8 protein-coding genes are annotated in these 19,987 nt (G+C 69.4%); 6 read left to right on the top strand and 2 right to left on the bottom strand.

The features are described 5' to 3' along the window. Window positions 1–197: 197 nt before the first annotated feature. The 6 genes from DFR50_RS03865 (at window position 198) to DFR50_RS03840 (ending at window position 8,023) form a co-directional block, all read left to right on the top strand. The gene (locus DFR50_RS03865) at window positions 198–1,139 is read left to right on the top strand and encodes a prohibitin family protein (RefSeq protein ID WP_113887882.1); all 942 of its coding nucleotides are present in this window, start codon (window positions 198–200) and stop codon (window positions 1,137–1,139) included. Next, window positions 1,136–2,317, top strand: coding sequence for an ABC transporter substrate-binding protein (locus tag DFR50_RS03860; protein ID WP_113887881.1), 1,182 nt, complete (start codon window positions 1,136–1,138; stop codon window positions 2,315–2,317). Before DFR50_RS03865 ends, DFR50_RS03860 begins: the two co-directional genes overlap by 4 nt. 24 nt (window positions 2,318–2,341) lie before the next feature. Further along, complete coding sequence (locus tag DFR50_RS03855; RefSeq protein ID WP_113887880.1) at window positions 2,342–2,527, top strand: hypothetical protein; 186 nt, start codon at window positions 2,342–2,344, stop codon at window positions 2,525–2,527. Next, a complete protein-coding gene (locus DFR50_RS03850) occupies window positions 2,524–4,446 on the top strand; it encodes a substrate-binding domain-containing protein (protein WP_170153042.1) in 1,923 nt (640 codons plus the stop codon). Before DFR50_RS03855 ends, DFR50_RS03850 begins: the two co-directional genes overlap by 4 nt. Window positions 4,447–4,577: 131 nt before the next feature. After that, window positions 4,578–6,269: an ATP-binding cassette domain-containing protein gene (locus DFR50_RS03845; RefSeq protein WP_113887878.1), complete on the top strand. Its 1,692-nt coding sequence runs from the start codon at window positions 4,578–4,580 to the stop codon at window positions 6,267–6,269. Next, window positions 6,266–8,023: an ATP-binding cassette domain-containing protein gene (locus tag DFR50_RS03840; RefSeq protein ID WP_113887877.1), complete on the top strand. Its 1,758-nt coding sequence runs from the start codon at window positions 6,266–6,268 to the stop codon at window positions 8,021–8,023. The genes DFR50_RS03845 and DFR50_RS03840 overlap by 4 nt, the downstream gene beginning before the upstream one ends. Before the next feature lie 380 nt (window positions 8,024–8,403). Here the strand turns inward: DFR50_RS03840 and DFR50_RS03835 are convergent, their stop codons facing one another. Beyond that, complete coding sequence (locus tag DFR50_RS03835; RefSeq protein WP_170153041.1) at window positions 8,404–10,266, bottom strand: HAD-IC family P-type ATPase; 1,863 nt, start codon at window positions 10,264–10,266, stop codon at window positions 8,404–8,406. 779 nt (window positions 10,267–11,045) lie between these two features. After that, a complete protein-coding gene (locus tag DFR50_RS31870; RefSeq protein WP_170153040.1) occupies window positions 11,046–19,742 on the bottom strand; it encodes a choice-of-anchor tandem repeat GloVer-containing protein in 8,697 nt (2,898 codons plus the stop codon). Between the last annotated feature and the right edge of the window lie 245 nt (window positions 19,743–19,987).

The following is a 19,987-nucleotide window of genomic DNA, read 5'->3' as shown; positions in this document are numbered from 1 at the left end:
CGGGAGTTTCCGGGCCCGCTGAACGGGTTCATTCCGCGACGCGGCGAACAGGCGCTTCGCCGCTCCTGCGGAGCGGGTCCGAGCCGCCCATCGCCTGTCCGGCGTCGGCCGGTGCGGGGGCTGGATCAGTCGAAGCGGCATGGTGCGTTTGAGGGTCGACGATCCGGTCGCATCGAAGGTTTTCGGATTTGCAAGTGATGGCCGAGCGCGCCACTGACGACGACCCGGTTGCGGAGTTCCTGAGCGTAAAGTCGGAGGCCGCGGCTGCGCCGGATCCGCGCTTCGACCGATTGCGTCGGACACTGGCGGGCGTTCGTCGCGGCATGCTTCTGAGCGTGGTCCCCTCGCTGATCGTCATTCTCGCCTTCGTGGCGTTCGTCGCGCTCGTGTTCTGGAAGCGCATTGTCGTGGTCATCCCCTCGGGCGAAGCTGGCGTGCGTTACGCCCTCTTCGGCGGCGGCACGGTGACCGACACCGTCTATGGCGAAGGGTTGCACATCATCTCGCCGCTGGACGCCATGTCGATCTACGACACCCGATCCCAGATGGCCCTCCATTCGATCACCGTTCTGACGAACAAAGGCCTTCCGGTGACGCTCGACATCGCCATCCGCTATCATCCGGAATACGAGATGCTTGGGCTTTTGCATCAGCGCGTCGGCCCGAATTACTTACAAACCGTCGTCATTCCCCAAGTGGAGTCGGTTCTCAGGCGGAACATCGGCAAGGCCGATCCTGAAGACATCTACACAAACAAGGCAGGCATCCTCACCGAGATCATCGCGCGCGCGATCGATGAAACCGGCCAGCAGTTCGTCACCATCGAGGACATCATCATCCGGTCGGTGGAGCTGCCGCCCGACGTCAAGGACGCGATCGCCAGGAAGCTCGTCCAGCAACAGGAGGCGCAGGCCTACGAATTTCGCCTGGTGACGGAGCGCCACGAGGCCGAGCGCAAGGAGATCGAAGCAAACGGCATTCGCGCCTTCAACCAGATCGTCTCAACCAATCTTTCGGATCCGCTGCTGCGGTGGGAGGCCATCAAGTCGACCAGCGACCTGGCGCGCTCGTCGAATGCGAAGACCGTCGTCATCGGCGGCGGCGGCGCCAGCCCGTCGCTGATCCTGGGGGGTCAATGAAAGCGGCGGCGAGCGGGTCGATCGAGACGGCCCTCGAGCGGCGGGCGTTTCTGCTGGGCGTCTCCGCCGCCGCGGCGTTTCCCGCCGCCGCGTTCGGCGCGCCGCTGCAATCAACTCGGCCGCCGCCGATCGTGATCGGATTTGTCGACGAGCCCGGTCCCGCCGGGTCCGTCAGGACCGGAGTCGAGCTCGCCATCGCTCAGATCAACGCCAAGGGGGGGCCCCTCGGCAGGCCCTTCTCCCTGGTCCCGGTTTCTGTCGAGGGAGGCGCGGACGAGGCTTCTCAGCGCGCCGCCGCGGTCTCCGCCGCGCGCCAGCTCACCGGCCATGCGGATCTGGTCGCCGTGATCGGCCACGCCACCGTCTCCGCGGCGATCGCCGCCTCGATCACCTACGAACAGGCCGGCGTGCTCTATCTCAACGCCCTCGTGACCGACGACACCCTCACCCAACACGGTTTCCAGATGGTTTTCACCACCATCGAGTCGGATGGCGAAATCGCGGCGCACATGGCGACCTTCGCTTTCACCGAGGGGCTTCGCCGCGTCGTGATCCTTCGCAGCCGCCAGCCCGAGGCCGAGCGCCTGGGCGCGTCCTTTTCCGTGGAGGCCGCGCGTCTGGGCATGTCGATTGTCGCGGAGCGCGCTTTCGCCGCCCGGGAGACGAACTTCCGAAACGTCATCGCAGACCTCGCGAGCAAGCAGTTCAACGCCGCGTTCATCGCCGCCGACGACGCCCAGGCGGTCGCGCTGGCGGAGCAGATGTATCAGCGGAACGCCCGCGTTCCCCTGTTGCTCGGCAAACACATCGACGCGGACGGGTTCAGGTCGGCCCTGGGCTCGAATCCGTTGCCGGTCCTCGCGCCGGTGCGCCTCAGCCCCGCCGACACGCGCGAGGGCGTCGCGGCGTTCCGCGCCGCCTACCGAGCGCGCTACGACCGGAGCCCCGACGGCTGGAGCCTGGAAGGTTACGAAGCCGCGAACCTCCTCGCGGCGCTCATTGTGCGTTGCCGGGGAAGCAATCCGCTGGCGCTCGCCTCGGAGTTGCGTTTCAGCTTCGCCTGGAAGGGCGCGAAGGGCCTGTATTCCTTCGCCCGCAACGGAGCCCTCTACACCCGCGCGCCCGTCGTCGTGAAGCTGGCCGAGGGCGCCGCGACCTACTACCTGCCGGACAGTTGAGCAGGCGGATCATGGAGACGTCTTATGGTCCTCGAACCAATGACCTTCGCACTCGCGCTCGGCGTCTATTTCATCGCGGCGCTCCTGCTCGGACTGGCCGGACGGCGGCGCAAGCTCGGCGGATGGGGCTATTTTTTCGGCTCGTTGCTGCTCACGCCCGTTCTCGGCTTGCTGCTCGTGCTCGCCTCGGATCCGCGGCGGCGCGAATGACGGGCGCGGTCGGTGGTTGGGCGGCGGGGACGCTGGCGTGCCTTCTGACGCTCGCCGCCGTTTCGCCGGCGCGGCCGGCGGAAGACCGCGACTACGTCTGGCTGGTCGCGCCCGCGAGCCTCAATCGCTACGCGGTCTCGGTCGTCGAGGCGGTCGGCGCGCGCAGTCGGCAGAAGTTCGCCAAGATCGAGACGGCCGATTCCGACGGCGCGGTTTCCCTGCTCTGCGCGAGCGCCGGCCTCGAATCGCCGGACGCCGCGCTGCTGACGCGGGATCTGTCGGCGGAGGAAAGAAGCCGATGCATCGCCAACGGCGTCCAGGACCTCGTGCCTCTGGTGGTCGCCTATGACGCCTTTGTCCTGGTCCGCAGCCGTGACGACGCTCCGGCGCGCATCTCCCGGGTCGATCTGTTCCGCGCCGTGGCGGCCGAAATCCCCGATCCCGCGGCGCGTCAGGACGCGAGCGTGCCCGCCATCCTCGTGCCGATCGTCGCCAATCCGCTGACGCGGTGGAGGGACGTCGCGCCGAGTTTGCCCGACGCCCCGATCCATGTTCTCGTTCCTCCCGCCGGTTCGGCGCTGCGGCAGCTCGTTTCGGGGTTGCTGCAGCGGCCGAGTTGCTTCGCCATCCCTCCGATCGCAGCCCTCGCCCGGACGGACGACATCGCCTTCAATCGGATCTGCAGGTCGCTGCGCGGCGACCCCATCGTCCAGGCGACGCCTGCGAGTCTCGACGACACGATCGCCCGGCTGGGGTCGACGCCAGGGTCGATTGCGGTGATGCGATTTGGCGACCTCCAGCAGCACGCGGATCGGCTGCAACCGGTGGCCATCGACGGCGTCACGCCCAGCGCCGAAACGATCCTGAGCGACTCCTATCGCTTTTCGCGTCCCATGCGTCTGGTGGTCAAGTCGGCCAACTTCAGTCTGGTCTCCGGCTTTCGCGAGTTCGCCGGCGAATTCATGTCCGGGCGCGCGGCCGGCGAGGGGGGATATCTGATCCAGAACGGAGCGGTGCCCTTGTCCCGGGCCAGGCGCGCCTCCGTCGCCGAGCAAGTCCTCGACCTGTCCAGAGCGCCGCCGCCGCCCGCCTCGGCCACCCAGCAGGCCGCCGACCAGGCCGGCGCCGCCGTCCGCGAAACGATCGCGAGGACCTTGTTTCAAGAGGCGCAGCGCAAACATGACCGCAGCCTGTTTGACGCCTACGTGACGATTTTCCCGGACGGCGCTTCGGCGAAGGACGCGGCGACGGAACGCGACGCGCTCGATCGATCGGCCGCAGAGCGCGGGTCCACGGCCCGCAGCAACGCCGAGACAGGCGGCCGTGAAGTGGGGGAGGACCAGTCGAAGGCGGCGACCGAGCAAACGCTTGGGTCGAGACCGGAAATCGGCGAGGACGCTGCGGCGGCGGTGATGCTCGCGCTGTTTCCGGACGGGCCGCACGCTCAGTCGGCGCGATTGCTGCGCAACGAAGTCGCCGAGCGGCGACGCACGAGCCTCTGCCCGGATGCGCCGAACCCTGCGCCTGCGGGGTGGCGAGATTGCTGGCGCCCGCCGCCGCTCGCCTTCGCCGCCGGCTCGTCGGATCTCACGGTCGACGGCGAGGCGACCCTGCAGGCGGTCGCCGAGGTTCTGGCGGCCGATCCGTCGGTCCAGGTCGAATTGACCTGCCGACCGGACGCGGGCGGCGGTCAAATCGACACCCTGCTCGCTTCCTTGAAGCGCGTTCAGACCGCAGAGCATGGGCTGGAGGCCAAGCACGTCGATCCGAGCCGCATCGCCCCGATCGCGATCCTCGCCGCGGCGCATCCCGACGCGGCCAGCGCGGTCGATCCGAGCGGCGCGGCCGGGGGCCGCGTGGAGATGACGCTCTATCGCAGCGCTGCGTCGCGCGCCTCGCCCCCGGATCGAACGCCGTGATCGCGATCGTGTCGCCATTCGGCGCCGGCTGCGCCGGCCGGGCCAGCAGGCCGCCGCATCCGCCGATTCCGCGACCGGCCGGTCCGCCTTCGGCATTGCGCTGAGATTCAGGGCTCGGGAGCGGCGCGTTGATGACGGACGAAACGCTTTTGGGCTGGACGAAAGAGCCCGCCGCCGGCAGCGACCGAAACGCTCGCTCCGCTGCGGCGCCCTCAGTCAGACTGAGCGCCTTCGTCGTCTTTTATCGTCTGCTCGCCGACTATTCGTCCGCTCGCACGGTTGCGGCGGCCGGACTGACGATGCTCGTCGGCGCCGCCTACGCGGGCCTCCTTTACGGGCTGGCGCGCCTGCTTGCGTTCGACCGGACGCCACAAGATGAATTCTTCCTCGGCCAGGTCTTGCTGGCGGCGATCGTCCTCTACAACGTCCTCGCCCGCGTTCAGGCGTCGGTCATGTCCCGCCTCGACCAGGACGCCGTCGCCGCGTTCTTCCTGCGCCTGGCGCAGGCCGTGACGGCGACGCGTTTCGCGACGCTCGAAGGCATTGGTCCGTCCGTCGTGCTGGAGGCCTTCCTCACCGACCGCCAGTCCGTTGCGGACGGTCTCGTGATCGCCGTCCGGCTCTTGCGGGGCGCCTCGACCGTCGTCGCCTGCATCGCGCTCATGGCGCTGCTTCAGCCGCTGATCGGGCTGCTGCTCGCGTCGGCGTTCCTCCTGGGTATGCGCCGCTCGCCACGCCCGGCCCGATCGCTCGAAAAGACCAGCAAGCTCGCGAACCAGGCCGAAGCCCGCTACCGCCGGGTCATCGACGACCTCCTGCACGGACTGGAGGGGATCAAGTTGAACGCCGGCCGCCGGAGCGAAATCCTGTCCAGTTGTCGAAGGGCGCTCGAGCGCCAGGGGCAAGGCATGCTCTTCGCCCGGGTGCGCAGCCGCATCCTGTTGCGCCCGATCGTCCTTGCGGGCTACGCGGTCCTGGCGCTGATCGCCTTCGTTCTGTCCGACGTTCTGGTCCGCCACCAATTGCTGGCTGGCGTGCTGATCATCGCCGCCATCGTCAACCTGGAGATCGAGATGGCCCGCGACAGCGAGGACCTGCTGCGCCACAGGACGCATCTCGAAGGGCTCATGCGGATCGGGCAGGCGCTCGCGAGCGGCGGCGCCCCTCCGGCGTTTGCGCTGCCCGCGAACATCGAAACCATCTGCTTCGTGCAAGCGGAGCGCCAGTACCGGCTTCGCGACGGATTCCGCCTCGGGCCTGTGTCGCTCACGCTCAGGCGCGGCGAAATCACCTTCATCGTGGGCGGCAACGGAAGCGGCAAGACGACCTTCATTCGGCTCCTCGCCGGCCTCGACGATCCGACCGCAGGCGAGGTCCTGCTCGACGGGATGGCGTATTCCGCTCCCGCGCGCGCCCTGTTGTTCACGGCGGTGTTCAATGACTTCCATTTGTTCGACGAGGTCCACGGCCTCGATCCGGCGGCGTCCGAGCAATTCGCCGCGACGCTCGCCCGCCTTTCGCTCGACCGTGTGACCCGCCTCGACGGCGAGAAGATTGTCGCTACGCAATTGTCGTCCGGCCAGCGGCGCCGCCTCGCGCTCGCGGTCGCCCTGAGCAAGCCGCGGCCTTTCGTCCTGTTCGACGAGTGGACGGCCGATCAGGATCCCGAGTTCCGCGCCTACTTTTACGACGAGCTGCTTCCCCGGTTGCGCGACGAAGGCCGCGGCGTGGTCGCGGTCACCCACGACGACCGATACTTCGACCGCTGCGATCAACGCGTCGTTTTCGAGGAGGGGCGCATCGCGGCGCTGGTGCGCCCATGAATCCGTCCCGCGTCGAGACGCCGTTCGCGCAGCGCGCGTTCAGGCCGCTGATCGGATTTCTGGGCGCTCAGGTGTTGGGCCGCCTCGCCCTGAGCGTCGCTCTGGGGGCCGCCTTATACGGCGACCTCGATGACGTCGAAACGCTGATCATGGGTCTCGTTTTCGCCGCCGGGAGCGTCAGCGCCCGCGTGTCTTTCGATCTCGCCGACATCGAACTCTCGGCTCTCTGCTGGATCTACGCCGTCCATCGGCAGGAGCGCTTCATCCGGCGCGTCATCGCGGCGGACCCGATCGGCTTTCAGCAATTCGGCGCAGGACGCCTGTCGGCGATTCTCAACCGGATGCTCCGCAGCGTCGCCTTCTTCGACCTTCCGCTCGCGCGTCTGTTGTCCCTGGCGGCGAATGTTCTGGCGGTGCTCGCGATGGCGGTGGTCTTCAATGCGCTTCTCGGACTTTCGGTGCTGCTTGTCCTCGCGGCCGCCGCCGGGTTCGTCTACCTGCGAAACCACCCCTCCCGGGAACGTCGAGCGCTTGCCGAAGGCGAGCGCGTCTATGAAGCGAGCGTTGCGGATCTGGTGAGCGGATTCAAGGAGCTGCGACTCGATCCGTTGCGCGCGGCGGCGATTCTCCGCGACCGGTTCATCCCGGCCAATGCGATCATCGCGCGAGCGGGCGGCGTTCGTCATCGCCAGGATTCCGCCACCCAGACCTTTCGCGAGTCGCTGGCCCTGACGAGCGCAGGCGTCATCGCTCTGGCGGCGATGGCGTTCTTTCCGGCTGAAAAGGAAGCCGCGGGCACGGTGGCCGTCGCGCTCCTGCTCCTGCAGACCATCGCCCTGCAATCCCTGCCCGACGGCCGGCAGCTCCGCGGCGCGCTCGACGCCCTCGATGACGCGGAGCGTCGACTGGGATCGGATCCGACCCCGCCTCCCCGGCCCCTTCCGGCCTCGGTCGAAGTCCCCCGCGCCCGCGCGCCCCGAGACGCGGCGCTCGCGCGACTGATCGGTCCCGGCCCTTCGACCCAAGCCGCAGAGCTGAAGCGCTTCGCCCCGCCCCGCCTCAGCCTCGGCGACGTCGTCTACCGCAGACCCGACCCCGCGCCCGGCATATCCGGCTTCGCGCTCGGGCCGGTCTCCTGCGTGTTCCCCCCCGGCAGCCTGTCGTTCATCGTCGGCGGCAACGGCAGCGGTAAATCCACGTTGATGCAGTTGATCTGCGGCCTCGCCCGACCCCAGTCCGGCGACATTCATCTCGACGACACGCCGGTCGACATCGCCTCCCACCGGGACCTGTTCACCGCGGTCTTCGCCGACGCGCATCTTTACGATCGGCTCTACGGGCTGCCGGCCGGGGTCGGCCCGCGAATCAATGCGTTGCTGGCCCTCCTCGAGATCGATCACAAGACCAGGGTCGAGGGACGCGCATTCACCACGCTCGATCTCTCGAGCGGGCAGCGCAGACGCGTCGCGCTCGCTGTCGCGCTCGCCGAGACTCGCCCGTTCCTGCTGCTGGACGAGTGGGCGGCGGACCAGGATCCTCAGTTTCGCAAGCGATTTTATTCCTCCATTCTGCCCACGATCGCGGCAAGCGGACGAACAATCATCGCGGTCTCCCACGATTCCCGCTATTTCGACGTCGCCGACCAGATCGTTCGGCTGGACTTCGGACGACTGGTCCCTCACGCGACCGATACGATATCGCTTCAGGCCGCCGCTGACGCCCGCCGCTCGCCCATTCCTCAATCTCCGGGATGACGCGTGCGGCGCGGACCGATTGGGAAGGCTTCGAGGGACGCGACTCGGGCGCGGGGCGGTCGCGACGGTCGTGGCGTTTCCCCCCAATTGCGGACGAATGGGCCGCCGACAAATCGCCCAATTGGCGCACATGGTGGTGCACTGAGCGTCGCTCCGAACTTCGGGCGGCGGGAATCGCGGTCGTTGCGGCCACCCACGACGATGAGTTCGTGTCGATCGCCGATCTGGTGGTCACGTTGCGCGGAGGGCGATTGTCGGTCTGATCGGGCGCGGCCGAGGCGGGATGGCGTTCCTGCTCGCCTGGACGGCGCGACGCAGCTTGCGTGGACCGCCCGACGTCGCTCGCCGCGGCGACAGATCGAAGTCGAACGGCCGGACCGTCAGCGCGAAATCAGGGAGGACGGGTCCGAGCGAAGCGGCCACTTGCGCGCCATGACCGCGACCCCGGACAGCACCTGCGCTTGGTTGGCGAGCACGGACGCGAAAAACCCGAAGTTGCCGAAGAGCACGCCCGCCGCGGCCCCGATCGCGATCGGGGCCGTCACCGCCAGGGCCGCGCCGGATCTCTCACGAAACCGGTCGGTCGCCTCGAGCAGATCGAGAACCCGGCGCAGATCGTGTTCGACGAGCACCACGCTGGCGACCGCCTGGGCGGCGGCGGCGGCGTCGGCGACGGCGATCGAAACGTTCGCCTGCCTCAGCGCCACGAGGTCGTTGACGCCGTCGCCGACGAAGCACACCCGTCGGCCCCGAGCCTGCAACCGCCTGATCACCTCTGATTTTCCGGAGGGCAGCACCTCCGCGTCGAATCCGTCCACGCCGAGCTCCCGGGCGACCCGGGCGGTCTGCGCCCGCCCGTCTCCGGAGAGAATGCGGACGGCGATTCCGCGAGCGCGAAGCGCGGAGACGACGGCGGCCGCCTCCGGACGGATGCGCGGCCTCACGACGATGGATCCGACATGCCGTCCGGCCCGGGCGACGTGCACGACCACGCCATCGGGCGAGCCGCCCTCGCTCGACGAGGGACTTCGAGACAGATCGACGCCCATGGCCGACATGTATCGAGCGCTGCCCACGATCACCGGCGCGCCCTCGACGTCCGCCTGGGCCCCGTTGCTGATCGTGTACTCGAGCGCCGCAGCGCCCGCGCGCGCCACGCCCCTGCGCGCGGCTTCGGCGCAAATCGCACGGGCGATCGGATGGCTGAGCCGCTGCTCGACCGCCGCCGCCCATTGCAGCACCTCCCGCTCGCTTACGCCCGCTACGCATCGCACGGACTCCACCAGGGGGATCTGATCGGTGAGGGTCCCCGTCTTGTCGAAGACAATCGTGTCGACGCCAGGCAGGATCTCGAGCGTGCGGCCGTCGGTGATGAGGATCCCCTCGCGCGCGCAGCTCGACAGCAGATGCAGCATGCCGATGGGAGCGTAGATGATTTCCCATGCCCCCGGATGGGCGAGGTTGAGCAAGCCGGCCGCGCCGTAGGGACCGAGGAACGGGAGCGCGGCGATCGCGGCGCCGAGGCGGTAAGGCACGGTGCGCTCGTTTTTCTCCTCGGCTTTCGTGTCGATCGTCAGGCGGTACTCGGTGGTGCGCTCGAGCAGCGCCACCACCTGGCCGGCGACCGTCTCGTCCCCTGCGCGCGTCACGCGAACCGTCACGCGGCCGGCGATGAGCTGCGTCCTCGCCAGCGCGGGCTGGCCCTCGAACAGGTCGGCGGGGCGTTCCTCGCCGGTCATCGTACGCTGGTCGACCAGCCCCGTCCCGTCGATCACCACCCCGTCCGCCGGAAACGTCTCGCCGGCATGCACGATCACTCGGTCGTCGCGCCTCAGGCTCCCGATCGGCGTCTCGACCTCGACGCCGTCGACGAGCACCCAGACCCGTTTGGCGCCGGCGCGGAAGTAGCGGCTGACGTCCTGCCGCGCGTGGTCCTTGACCGCCAGGAGAAGGCGCTTGCGAACCCACACCAGGATCATCGCCAACGGAATCGCCCAAAAGGTCTGGGCCAGGATCACCAGACTGTCGATGACGACGTCGGCGGCGTCTTCGCTCAGTCGTCCGCGGTCGCGCAGGTCGGCGATTGCGCTCTCGAGGCTCGGAATGACCCCGAACGTCGCCAGAGCCGGCGCCGCCAGCACGAGCGGAGGCGCAACGGGCGCGAGGAGCAGGCAGGCGGTGACGCCGCCCGCCACCAGGGGCTGCCGCGCCGACTGGTCGGAGACCGCGAGGAACCTCTGCAATGCCCCCTCGCGCCCTGCCGTCAGCGGCGGCGATGCGGCGCCGTCGAAGCGCGCGCCTCGCGCAGCGACGGCTCCGACCTGCGACGTCGCCGGCTTCCGGCAGGGCCTCGCGGCGTCGCGGTCGCCTGTCCGCGGACCCGGCGCGGCGTCTGGTCGCGCCAGGGCGGGGCGGTCTCGCTTCAGGCTTCGGGCCTGAGCGGGCGGGCTCGCCCGCAACCCATTCCCCTGCGCGGCCCGGGCGACCGGGCGCGCGCTTGATCGCTGCTCGGGTTGGCGTTCCTGCCTGGGTGCGCGCAGGCCAGCGGCCCCGTCGCCATTCGACCCCGACGGGCCGCTGATTGAAATTGGGCGTTTCGCCGCCGATTGAGCGGCGACCGCCTTCGGCGGGTCTCCCTCCCGGCCGCGCCGCGCCTTCTGGTCGTGAACGACCGCGCCTGCTCGCCGCGACCCGCGGGTCGGCCAGGCGCGCAGAAGGTAATCGGCGACACCGCCGAGCGCGCTGGAAATCACCAACGCAGACAATGACAGCACCGGCAGTTCTCCCTGCATGAATCGTCTTTGCGCGACAGCGCGAGCTTTGCGTCGCGGTTGGCGCCCACAGCTGGTCGCCACCCTGAACGACGGACCCGTCCCGCCCCGGAGACGATCGTGCAGACCGTCGATCCGGATGCGAAATCCCCGAAAGAGAAGCCGGCGGCTCGCGCCGCCGTCGAACACAGCCTGCGGGTCCGGTCGGTCGAGACGGGCCGGTCGCGCGCCGGCTGCCGGTTTCGCCCTCGCTACACCTTGAAGTTTTGAGAGGTCAGGCCTGATGTCGTCCCTTTCAGCGAGATCGCCATCAGACTTGCGCTGCCCGTGGCGAGAGTGTTCACAGTGTCATTGACGTAGATCATGGCGCCGGCGCCGTTGTAGAGCCAGGCGATCGAGTCGGCGCTGACGGTGGCGTTGGCCCCGGACAGGCCGCCCTGAACGTTCAGGTTCGGGTCGAGCGGCGAGAAGTTGAAGAGATCGTGGATGGATCCGCCGGCGGCGAAGCCCGTGATGGCGTCATGGCCGCCGGCGGTGTTGATCGAGTCCGACACCGCCGAGTAGGTGAAGGTGTCGGCGATGGCGTGGCCCGCGACATTGATCGTGTCGGCGCCGCTTCCCGCCAGGATCGTGTCGCCGCCATGAGTGGCGGTGATCGAGTCGTTGCCCGACCCTGTCGCGATCGTATGCGCGGCCAACCCCGTCGTCGTCACGTTCAAGGCGCCGGAGAGGCCGGTCGCCACCACATTCGCCGCCAGATTGGTCACCGTTTCCTCGGCCGACCCGGCGAGGGTCAGCGTGCTCCCCGCGGCCATTTGGGCCGCATTGACGTTCATGCCGCCCGCGCCATTGTCGGTGATCGAGGCATTGCCGGAGCCCGCCGTCATGGACTGGGCCGTCGTCCCGGTCGCGATGACTCGCAACGCGCCGCTGGAGTTGGCGGCTCCGAGCGTGCCGGAGAGGTTGGTGACCGTCGCCGCTGCAGAGCCGAACAGGCGCACAGAGTTGCTGGCCAGAAGCGCCGTGGCGTCGATAGCGAGGCTCCCGCCGGCCGCGTTGTCCGTCACCGTGATGGCGCCGGAGCCCGTGGCGATCGTCTGCTGCGTCGCGCCGACCGCGGCGACGGTGACGGTCCCGCTGGCCGCCGACGCATCCAGGCCGGCGGCCAAATTGGAGACCGTTTCGTTGGCCGACCCGGCGAGGGTCAGCGTGCTCCCCGCGGCCATTTTGGCCGCATTGACGTTCATGCCGCGCGCGCCCTTGTCGGTGATCGAGGCCTTGCCGGAGCCCGTCGTCACGGACTGGGCCGTCGTCCCGACGGCGGTGACTGTCAACGGCCCGCTGGAATTGGCGGCTCCGAGCGCGCCGGAGAGGTTGGTGACCGTCGCCGCTGCAGAGCCGTAAAGGCGCACAGAGTTGCTGGCCAGAAGCGCCGTGGCGTCGATGGCGAGGCTCCCGCCGGCCGCGTTGTCCGTCACCGTGATGGCGCCGGAGCCCGTGGCGATCGTCTGCTGCGTCGCGCCGACCGCGGCGACGGAGAGGGTCCCGCCGGCCGCCGACGCGTTCAGGTTGCCGGCCAGGTTCGCGATCGCCTCCGCGGTCGAGCCCGAGACCTGCAAAGTGTCGCCCGCGCCGAGGCCCGCCGCGTTCACCGCGAGGGTTCCCGCGTTGCTGTCGGCGATGCTCGTCGGACCAGCGGCCCCGGCGAGCAGAGTCACCGCGGAAATGCCGGCGGCGGCGGCGTTCGAACCGAGCGCGACGCTGCTTGCGCCGCTCAGCGCGAGGGCCTCGATGCTGTGGAGCGCGCTGAAATCCGCGTCGGTCAGGGCGGCGCCGGCGGTCAGCTGGACCGTGTTCACGCCCGCCCCGCCGTTGATCACGGCCGCCGCGGCGAGCGCCGCCTGCGACGCGAACGAGAAGGTGTCGTTTCCGGGCGTTCCCTCATACCACGCGCTCGAAGGCGCGCTGGTGTTCCCCGCCGCGACCGTCGCCGTGACCGTGAAGTCGCGGACCGCCGTGTTGTTGCCGCCGGCGAAAGTCCAGACGCCGCCGGACGCGACCGTCGAGCCGAGCCTGTGAGCGCCGTCGTAGATCGTCACCGTGTCGCCCGCGTCCGCAGCGCCCGACAGGGACCAGTGTCCGCTCGAGCCCGACCCGACATAGGACGCGGCGACGATGGCCGGCGCGGTGACGTCCGTCACCGAGGCGTTGGCGTTCGTCGCGGGCGTGGCAAAGGCGCTGCTCGTGTCGCTGAGCGTGAACGTCGTTGTCGACCGCGGCGCCGGATAGAACGTCAGCGCGTCGAGTTCGCTCGTCACGGTCGCGGCCGAGCCCGAGAGGGTGTAGACGCCGCCGCCCGCCCCGCCGATCAAGCCCACGCCGGCGAGCGTTCCGCCGGCGCCGCCGTTCGATAGCGTGATCGACAGCGTTTCGGTCGCACTCGCGTTGGCGTCGCCGATGACGACATGGGCGAACGGCCCGATCGGCGCCGCCGATGTCGTCGTCAGACCGTGCTGGACGCCGGAGATGGTCGGCGCGACGGCCGGGTCGACGTTCGTCACCGTCGTGGTCGAGTCGACGGTCGCGGCGGCGTAGGCGCTGTTCGTGTCGCTGAGCGTGAACGTCGTCGTCGCGCTCGTGTTCGGCGCTCCGGCGGCCGGGGTGAACGTGAGGGCGTCGAGTTCGCTCGTGACGGTCGCAGCCGAGCCGGAGAGGGCGTAGACCCCGCCCGCGCCGGCAACCAGGCCCGCGCCGGCGAGCGTTCCGCCCGCCCCGCCGTTCGACAGCGTGATCGAGAGCGTTTCGGTCGCATTGGCGTTGGCGTCGCCGATCGTGACGCTGGCGAACGGTTTGACGGTCGCCTCGGACGTCGTCGACTGACCGCCGATCGCCCCGGATAGGGTCGAAGCGACGGCCGGATCGGCGTCGATGACCGAAGTGGTCGAATCGACCGTCGCCGTCGCGTAGGCGCTGCTCGTGTCGCTCAGCGTGAACGTGGTCGTCGCGCTCGTGTTCGGCGCCCCGGCGACCGGCGTGAAGACGAGTGCGTCGAGTTCGCTCGTCACGGTCGCGGCCGAGCCGGAGGGGAGGGTGTAGACGCCGTTCGTCCCGCCGCTGAGGCCGTTCCCCGACAGGGTTCCGCCGGCGCCGCCGTTCGACAGCGTGATGGCGAGCGTGTCGGTCGCGTTGGCGTTCGCGTCGCTGTCGGTCACGTTGGCGAACGGAAGGACCGCCGTCTCGGAGGTCGTCGCCTGCCCGGCGGTCGCGCCGGACAGGGTCGGCGCGACCGCCGGGTCTACGTTCGTCACCGACGTGGTCGAGTCGACGGTCGCTGCGCCATAGGCGCTGCTCGTGTCGCTGAGCGTGAACGTCGTCACGGCGGTCGTGTCCGCCTGTCCGGCGACCGGGGTGAAGGCGAGGGCCCGCAATTCGCCCGTCACGGTCGCGGCCGCGCCGGCGAGCGTATAGACGCCGCCGGCGCCGCCGGAGAGGCCCGTCCCCGACAGCATTCCGCCCGCGCCGCCATTGGAAAGGGCGATCGTCAGCGTGTCGGTCGCATGAGGATTGGCGTCGCCGATCACGACGGTGGCGAACGGGTCGACCGCCGCCTCCGAAGTCGTCGTCTGGCCGCCGGTCGCCCCGGAGAGGGTCGGCGCGACGGCGGGGATGACCGACACGGTCGTGGTCGCATCGACGGTCGGCGCCGCATAAAGGCTGCTGACGTCGATCAGCGAGAACGTCGTCGTGGCCCCGATCTGACCGGCTGCGGGGGTGAAGATCAGAGCGTCGAGCTCGCTGGTCAAGGTCGCAGCCGCGCCGGACAGCGCGTATACGCCGCCGGCGCCGGCGCCGAGCCCGGTTCCGGACAGCGCGCCGCCCACGCCGCCGTTGGACTCGACGATGACGAGCGTGTCGGTCGCGTTGGCGTTGGCGTCGCCCACCGTCACTTGCGCAAACGGCGCGAAAGCCGTGTTCGGAGTCGTCTTCTGGCCGGCGAGCGCGCCGGACAGGACCGGCGCGACCGCCGGGTCGGCGTTCGTCACCGTCGTCGTGGCGTCGGGGGTCGGCGTCGCGTAGGCGGTGCTCACATCGCTCAGCGTGAACGTCGTGGTCGTGGATGTGTTCGGCTGCCCCGCCGTCGGGGTGAAGGCGAGCGCCTCGAGTTCGGAGGTGATCGCGGCGGCCGCGCCCGAGACCGTATAGACGCCGTTCGTCCCGCCCGCGAGGCCGTTTCCGGACAGCGTTCCGCCCATGCCGCCGTTCGAAAGCGTGATGGTCAGCGTGTCGCTGGCGTTGGCGTTGGGGTCGGCGACGGCGACGGCGGCGAACGGATGGACGGCGGCTTCCGAGGTCGTGACGAGGCCACCGGTCGCGCCGGATAGGGTCGGAGCGACCGCCGCGGCGACGTCGGTCACCGAAGTCGTCGAATCGACCGTGGGCGTGGGCAGCGCGCTGCTCACGTCGCTGAGCGTGAAGGTGGTCGTGACGCTCGCGTTCGGCTGGCCCCTGGTCGGCGTGAAGACGAGCGCTTCGAGTTCGCTCGTCACGGTCGCGGCCGAACCGGCGAGGGTGTAGACGCCGTTCGTCCCGCCGCCGAGCTTGCTGAAGCCGACGCCGTCGCTGAGCGTCCCGCCGGCGCCGCCGTTCGAGAGCGTAATGGTGAGCGTGTCGGTGGCGTTGGCGTTGGCGTCGCCGATCGCGACGGCGGCGAACGGCGTGACCGTCGCTTCCGCCGCAGTGGTCTGGCCGCCGGCGGCGCCGGAAATGGTGGGGGCGTAGGCGATGATGTTCACCGTGGTGGTCGCGTCGACGCTGGGCGTCGCGGCCCTCGCCAGTTCGAACACGGTTCCGGATCCTCCGGCGCCGCCGGCGCCCGTCGCGCCGAACAGGTCGCCCGACGAGTCGGACAGCAGGGTTCCCGCGGGATAGAGGCCAGTCGCGCTGTTGAAGCCGGTCAACGTGACCATTGCGCCGTAGCCGCCGGCCGTCTTTGGAATCTCGAACACCGTGCCGGCGCCGCCGTCGCCGCCGTACATCGCGGTCCCGAACAGGTTGCCCGAGGCGTCGAGCATGAGGCCACCGGGTTTGAGGCCATTGCCATAGGTGAACGTCGCCAGCGACACGGGCGCACTGTAGCCCGAAGCGCTCTTCACGATCTCGAAAACCGTATCGCTCGTCGTGCCGAACAGGTCGCCCGCCGCGTCGATATCGAGGTTTCCAACGGGGAATTGGCCGGTGAAATAGCCGAAGGACGCGATGGCGACCGGCGCGGCGTATCCCGAGCCGGTCTTGGCGAGTTCGAACACCGTGCCGTCCCCGCCGAGGCCGTCGGAGCTCGCGGTCCCGAACAGGTTGCCGGACGCGTCGACGGCGAGGTCGCCGAACGGATCACTGCCGATGGGCTTGCTGTTGTAGGAATTGAACGACGCAAGCGTCACGAGCGCGCCGAAACCGGTGTCGGACTTCGGCATTTCGAACACCGTGCCGTGGTTGTTGACCCAGTCGCCGGTTGTCGTCCCGAACAGGTCTCCGGCGGCGTCGAACGTCACGCCAGCCACCGGGTCCGCGCCGTTCGGCCCGGTGAACGTCGCCAGGGTCTGGGGAGCGCCGTAGCCGGAAGGCGTGTTGACCAGCTCGACCACCTGGCCGTCGGCCGACGCGCCGGAGCCGGAGTTGAGCGTGACGAACAGGTCGCCGGACGCATCCAGCGTCACGGCTTTGGGGTTGGCGCCGCCCGCGTCGGTGGCGAACGTCGCCAGGGTTTGAGGCGCGCCATAGCCCGAGGCCGTCTTGACGAGTTCGAACACGGTTCCGGCGCCGCCGGACCCGCCGCTGTTGGTGACGCCGAACAGATCGCCGGCGGCGTCCGAGGCCAGGCCCTGGGGATAGGAGCCGTCCGGACCGCCGAAGGCGGCGAGCACGGTCGGAGTCGAGGACAGCGCGGTGGGTTCGGCGCTGCTGACGGCGGCGAGCGTGAAAGTCGTGGTCGTGTTGGCCGACCCGGCGGCGGGGGTGAAGACCAGCCCGTCGAGCTCGCTCGTCACCGTCGCCGCCGAGCCGGCGAGCGTGTAGACGCCGCCCGTCCCGCCCGCGAGGCCCGCCCCGGAGAGCGCGCCGCCGGCGCCGGCGTTCGACAGCGTGATCGTCACCGTGTCGATCGCGCCGGCGACGGAATCGGCGATCCTTGCGTTGGCGAACGGCGCGATCGTCGAGGCGACGCCCGTCGTCTGCCCGCCGACCGTGCCGGAGATGGTCGGCGGAAGCGCGGGGTCCACGTCCGTCACGGTCGTGGTCGAGTCGGTCGTGGCGGCGGCGTAGGCGCTGCTCGTGTCGCTCAGCGTGAACGTCGTCGTCGCGCTCGTGTTCGGCTGCCCCGCATTCGGCGTGAAGACGAGCCCGTCGAGCACGTTCGTCACGGTCTCAGGCGAACCGGTGAGGGTGTAGACGCCGTTCGCGCCGCCGCCGAGGTTGTTGAAGACGCCGGGGTCGGTGAGCGTCCCGCCGGCGCCGCCGTTCGAGAGCGTGATGGTGAGCGTGTCCGTCGCGTTGGCGTTGGCGTCGCCGACGGTCACGCCGACGAATGGATTGACGCGCGCCTCGGAGGTCGTCACCTGCCCACCCGCCGTCCCGGAGAGGCTCGGGGCGACGGCGGGATCAGCGTCGATCACCGAAGCGGTCGAATCGACCGTCGCCGTCGCGTAGGCGCTGCTCGTGTCGCTGAGCGTGAAGGTGGTCGTCGCGCTCGTGTTCGGCGCCCCGGCGACCGGCGTGAAGACGAGCGCGTCGAGTTCGCTCGTCACGGTTTCAGGCGAACCGGTGAGGGTGTAGACGCCGTTCGCGCCGCCGCCGAGCTTGCTGAAGCCGACGCCGTCGGACAGCGTCCCGCCGGCGCCGCCGTTCGAGAGCGTGATGGTCAGCGTGTCGCTCGCGTTGGCGTTGGCGTCGCCGATCGTTACGCCGGCGAACGGGTCGACGGGCGCCTCGGAGGTCGTCGCCTGCCCGCCCACCGTCCCGGAGATTGTCGGGGCGACGGCGGGATCGGCGTCGATCACCGAAGCGGTCGAATCGACCGTCGCCGTCGCGTAGGCGCTACTCGTGTCGCTCAACGTGAAGGTGGTCGTCGCGCTCGTGTTCGGCGCCCCGGCGACCGGCGGGAAGACCAGCGCGTCGAGTTCGCTGGTCACGGTCGCGGCCGAACCGGTGAGGGTGTAGACGCCGTTCGCGCCGCCGCCGAGCTTGCTGAAGCCGACGCCGTCGGCGAGCGTCCCGCCAGCGCCGCCGTTCGAGAGCGTGATGGTCAGCGTGTCGGTCGCATTGGGGTTGGCGTCGCCGATCGTTACGCCGGCGAACGGGTCGACGGGCGCCTCGGAGGTCGTCGCCTGTGCCGCCACCGTCCCGGAGATCGTCGGGGCGACGGCGGGCTGGACAGCAACCGTGGTCGTCGAATCGACGGTTGCGGTCGGGGTGAAGACCAGCGGAAGCTCGAGCACCGCGCCGCCGCCGACGGCGCCGCTGGCGGTCACGCCTTTCATGAACGCCGTCACGTACAGATTGCCGCTGGCGTCGACGGACATGCCCACCGGTTCGTCGCCGGTCGAGGCGCTGAACGAGGCCAGTGTCGTCAGCAACGACGCGTAGGACGCGCCGGACTTGACGAGCTCGAACACCGAGCCGCCGCCGGAGGCGCCGCCGTTATAGGTCGTCCCGAACAGGTCGCCGTTGGCGTCAATCGTCAGGCCGTCGGTGTACGTGCCGTTGTAACTACTGAAGGAAGCCAGCTTCGTGAGCGCATAGGACGACCCGCTCTTGACGAGCTCGAAGATCGTGCCGTTGTTCGCCCCGCCCTGGGTGGTCGTCCCGAACAGGTCGCCGGCGGCGTCGGCGACGAGGGGCGCTTCCGGCGCGGATCCGTTCGTCCCGTTGAACGAGGCGAGCGTCGTCATCGTGTAGGACGTCCCGTTCTTGACGAGTTCGAACACGCTGCCATCGCTGTTGGCCCCGTACCCGACGGTCGTTCCGAACAGGTCGCCGCCGGCGTCGGCGATGAGGCCCGCCATCGGGCCGGAGTAAGAATATATGCTGGAAAACGCGTAGAGCGTGTTCAGCGCGTAGGACGAGCCGGTCTTGACCAGCTCGAAAACCGAGCCCGCGCCGCCGTAGGTCGTCCCGAACAGGTCGCCGTTGGCGTCGGCGAGCAGAGCCGATTCCGGCAGTCCGTTATTGGGGAACGAGACGAGCGTCGACGGCGTGTAGGACGATCCGCTCTTGACGAGTTCGAACACCGTGCCGCCGCCGGACGCGCCGCCGTACCCTGTGGTCCCGAACAGGTCGCCGTTGGCGTCGGCGATCAGCCCCCCGATCGGGTACGACCCGTTCGCCGCGCCGTTGAAGCTCTGCAGCGTGACCTGCGTATAGCTCGCCCCGGTCTTGACGAGTTCGAACGCCGAGCCCTCGCCGTTGGCGCCGCCATCCTGTGTGACGCCGAACACGTCGCCGCTTCCGTCGAGTACCGGAACGCCTCTCGGGAAGGAGCTGCTGGGCAACACGGACAGGACCGTCGGCGTGCTGCCATAGGACGTCGCGCCGTAGGCGCTGCTGGCGTCGCTCAGCGTGAACGTCGTGGTCGAGGACGAATTCTGCCCCGCCGGCGGGGTGAAGACCAGCGCGTCGAGTTCGGCCGTGATCGTCGCGGCCGAGCCGGCGAGGGTGTAGACGCCGTTCGTCCCGCCGCCGAGCTTGCTGAAGCCGCCGCTGTCGCTGAGCGTCCCGCCGACGCCGCCGTGCGAGAGCGTGATGGTCAGCGTGTCGGTCGCGTTGGCGTTGGCGTCGCCGATCGTTACGCCGGCGAACGGGTCGACGGCTGCGCCTGGAGCGGTCGTCTGTCCGCCAACTGCCCCTGAAATCGTCGGAGCCGACGCAGAGGCGCCGGAAGACTGAGTGCTAGACATGCGCTTGCCCCCACCGTCGCATTTTCAACATCAGTTTGTCATAGGTGAACAATGAAAACTTTTCCAGTATCTGTAATCGCTCTCCATGACGGCGACATTACACGTTAATTTACTGTCTATTTAGAGCGCAACACCCTCGCGACCGCCAACATCGTCCGAGTCGGCGCCGAAGACGCCGTCAACCCCAGATCGATTTGACCGGCGCGTTGTTCCATTTGGGCAGAACGACGATACCCTCTCGGTTC

Source organism: Roseiarcus fermentans (assembly GCF_003315135.1).
In the GTDB taxonomy this organism is placed as follows: Bacteria; Pseudomonadota; Alphaproteobacteria; order Rhizobiales; family Beijerinckiaceae; genus Roseiarcus; species Roseiarcus fermentans.
Note: the sequence above shows the minus strand (reverse complement) of the source record. Positions and strands in the feature narration are given on the sequence as shown.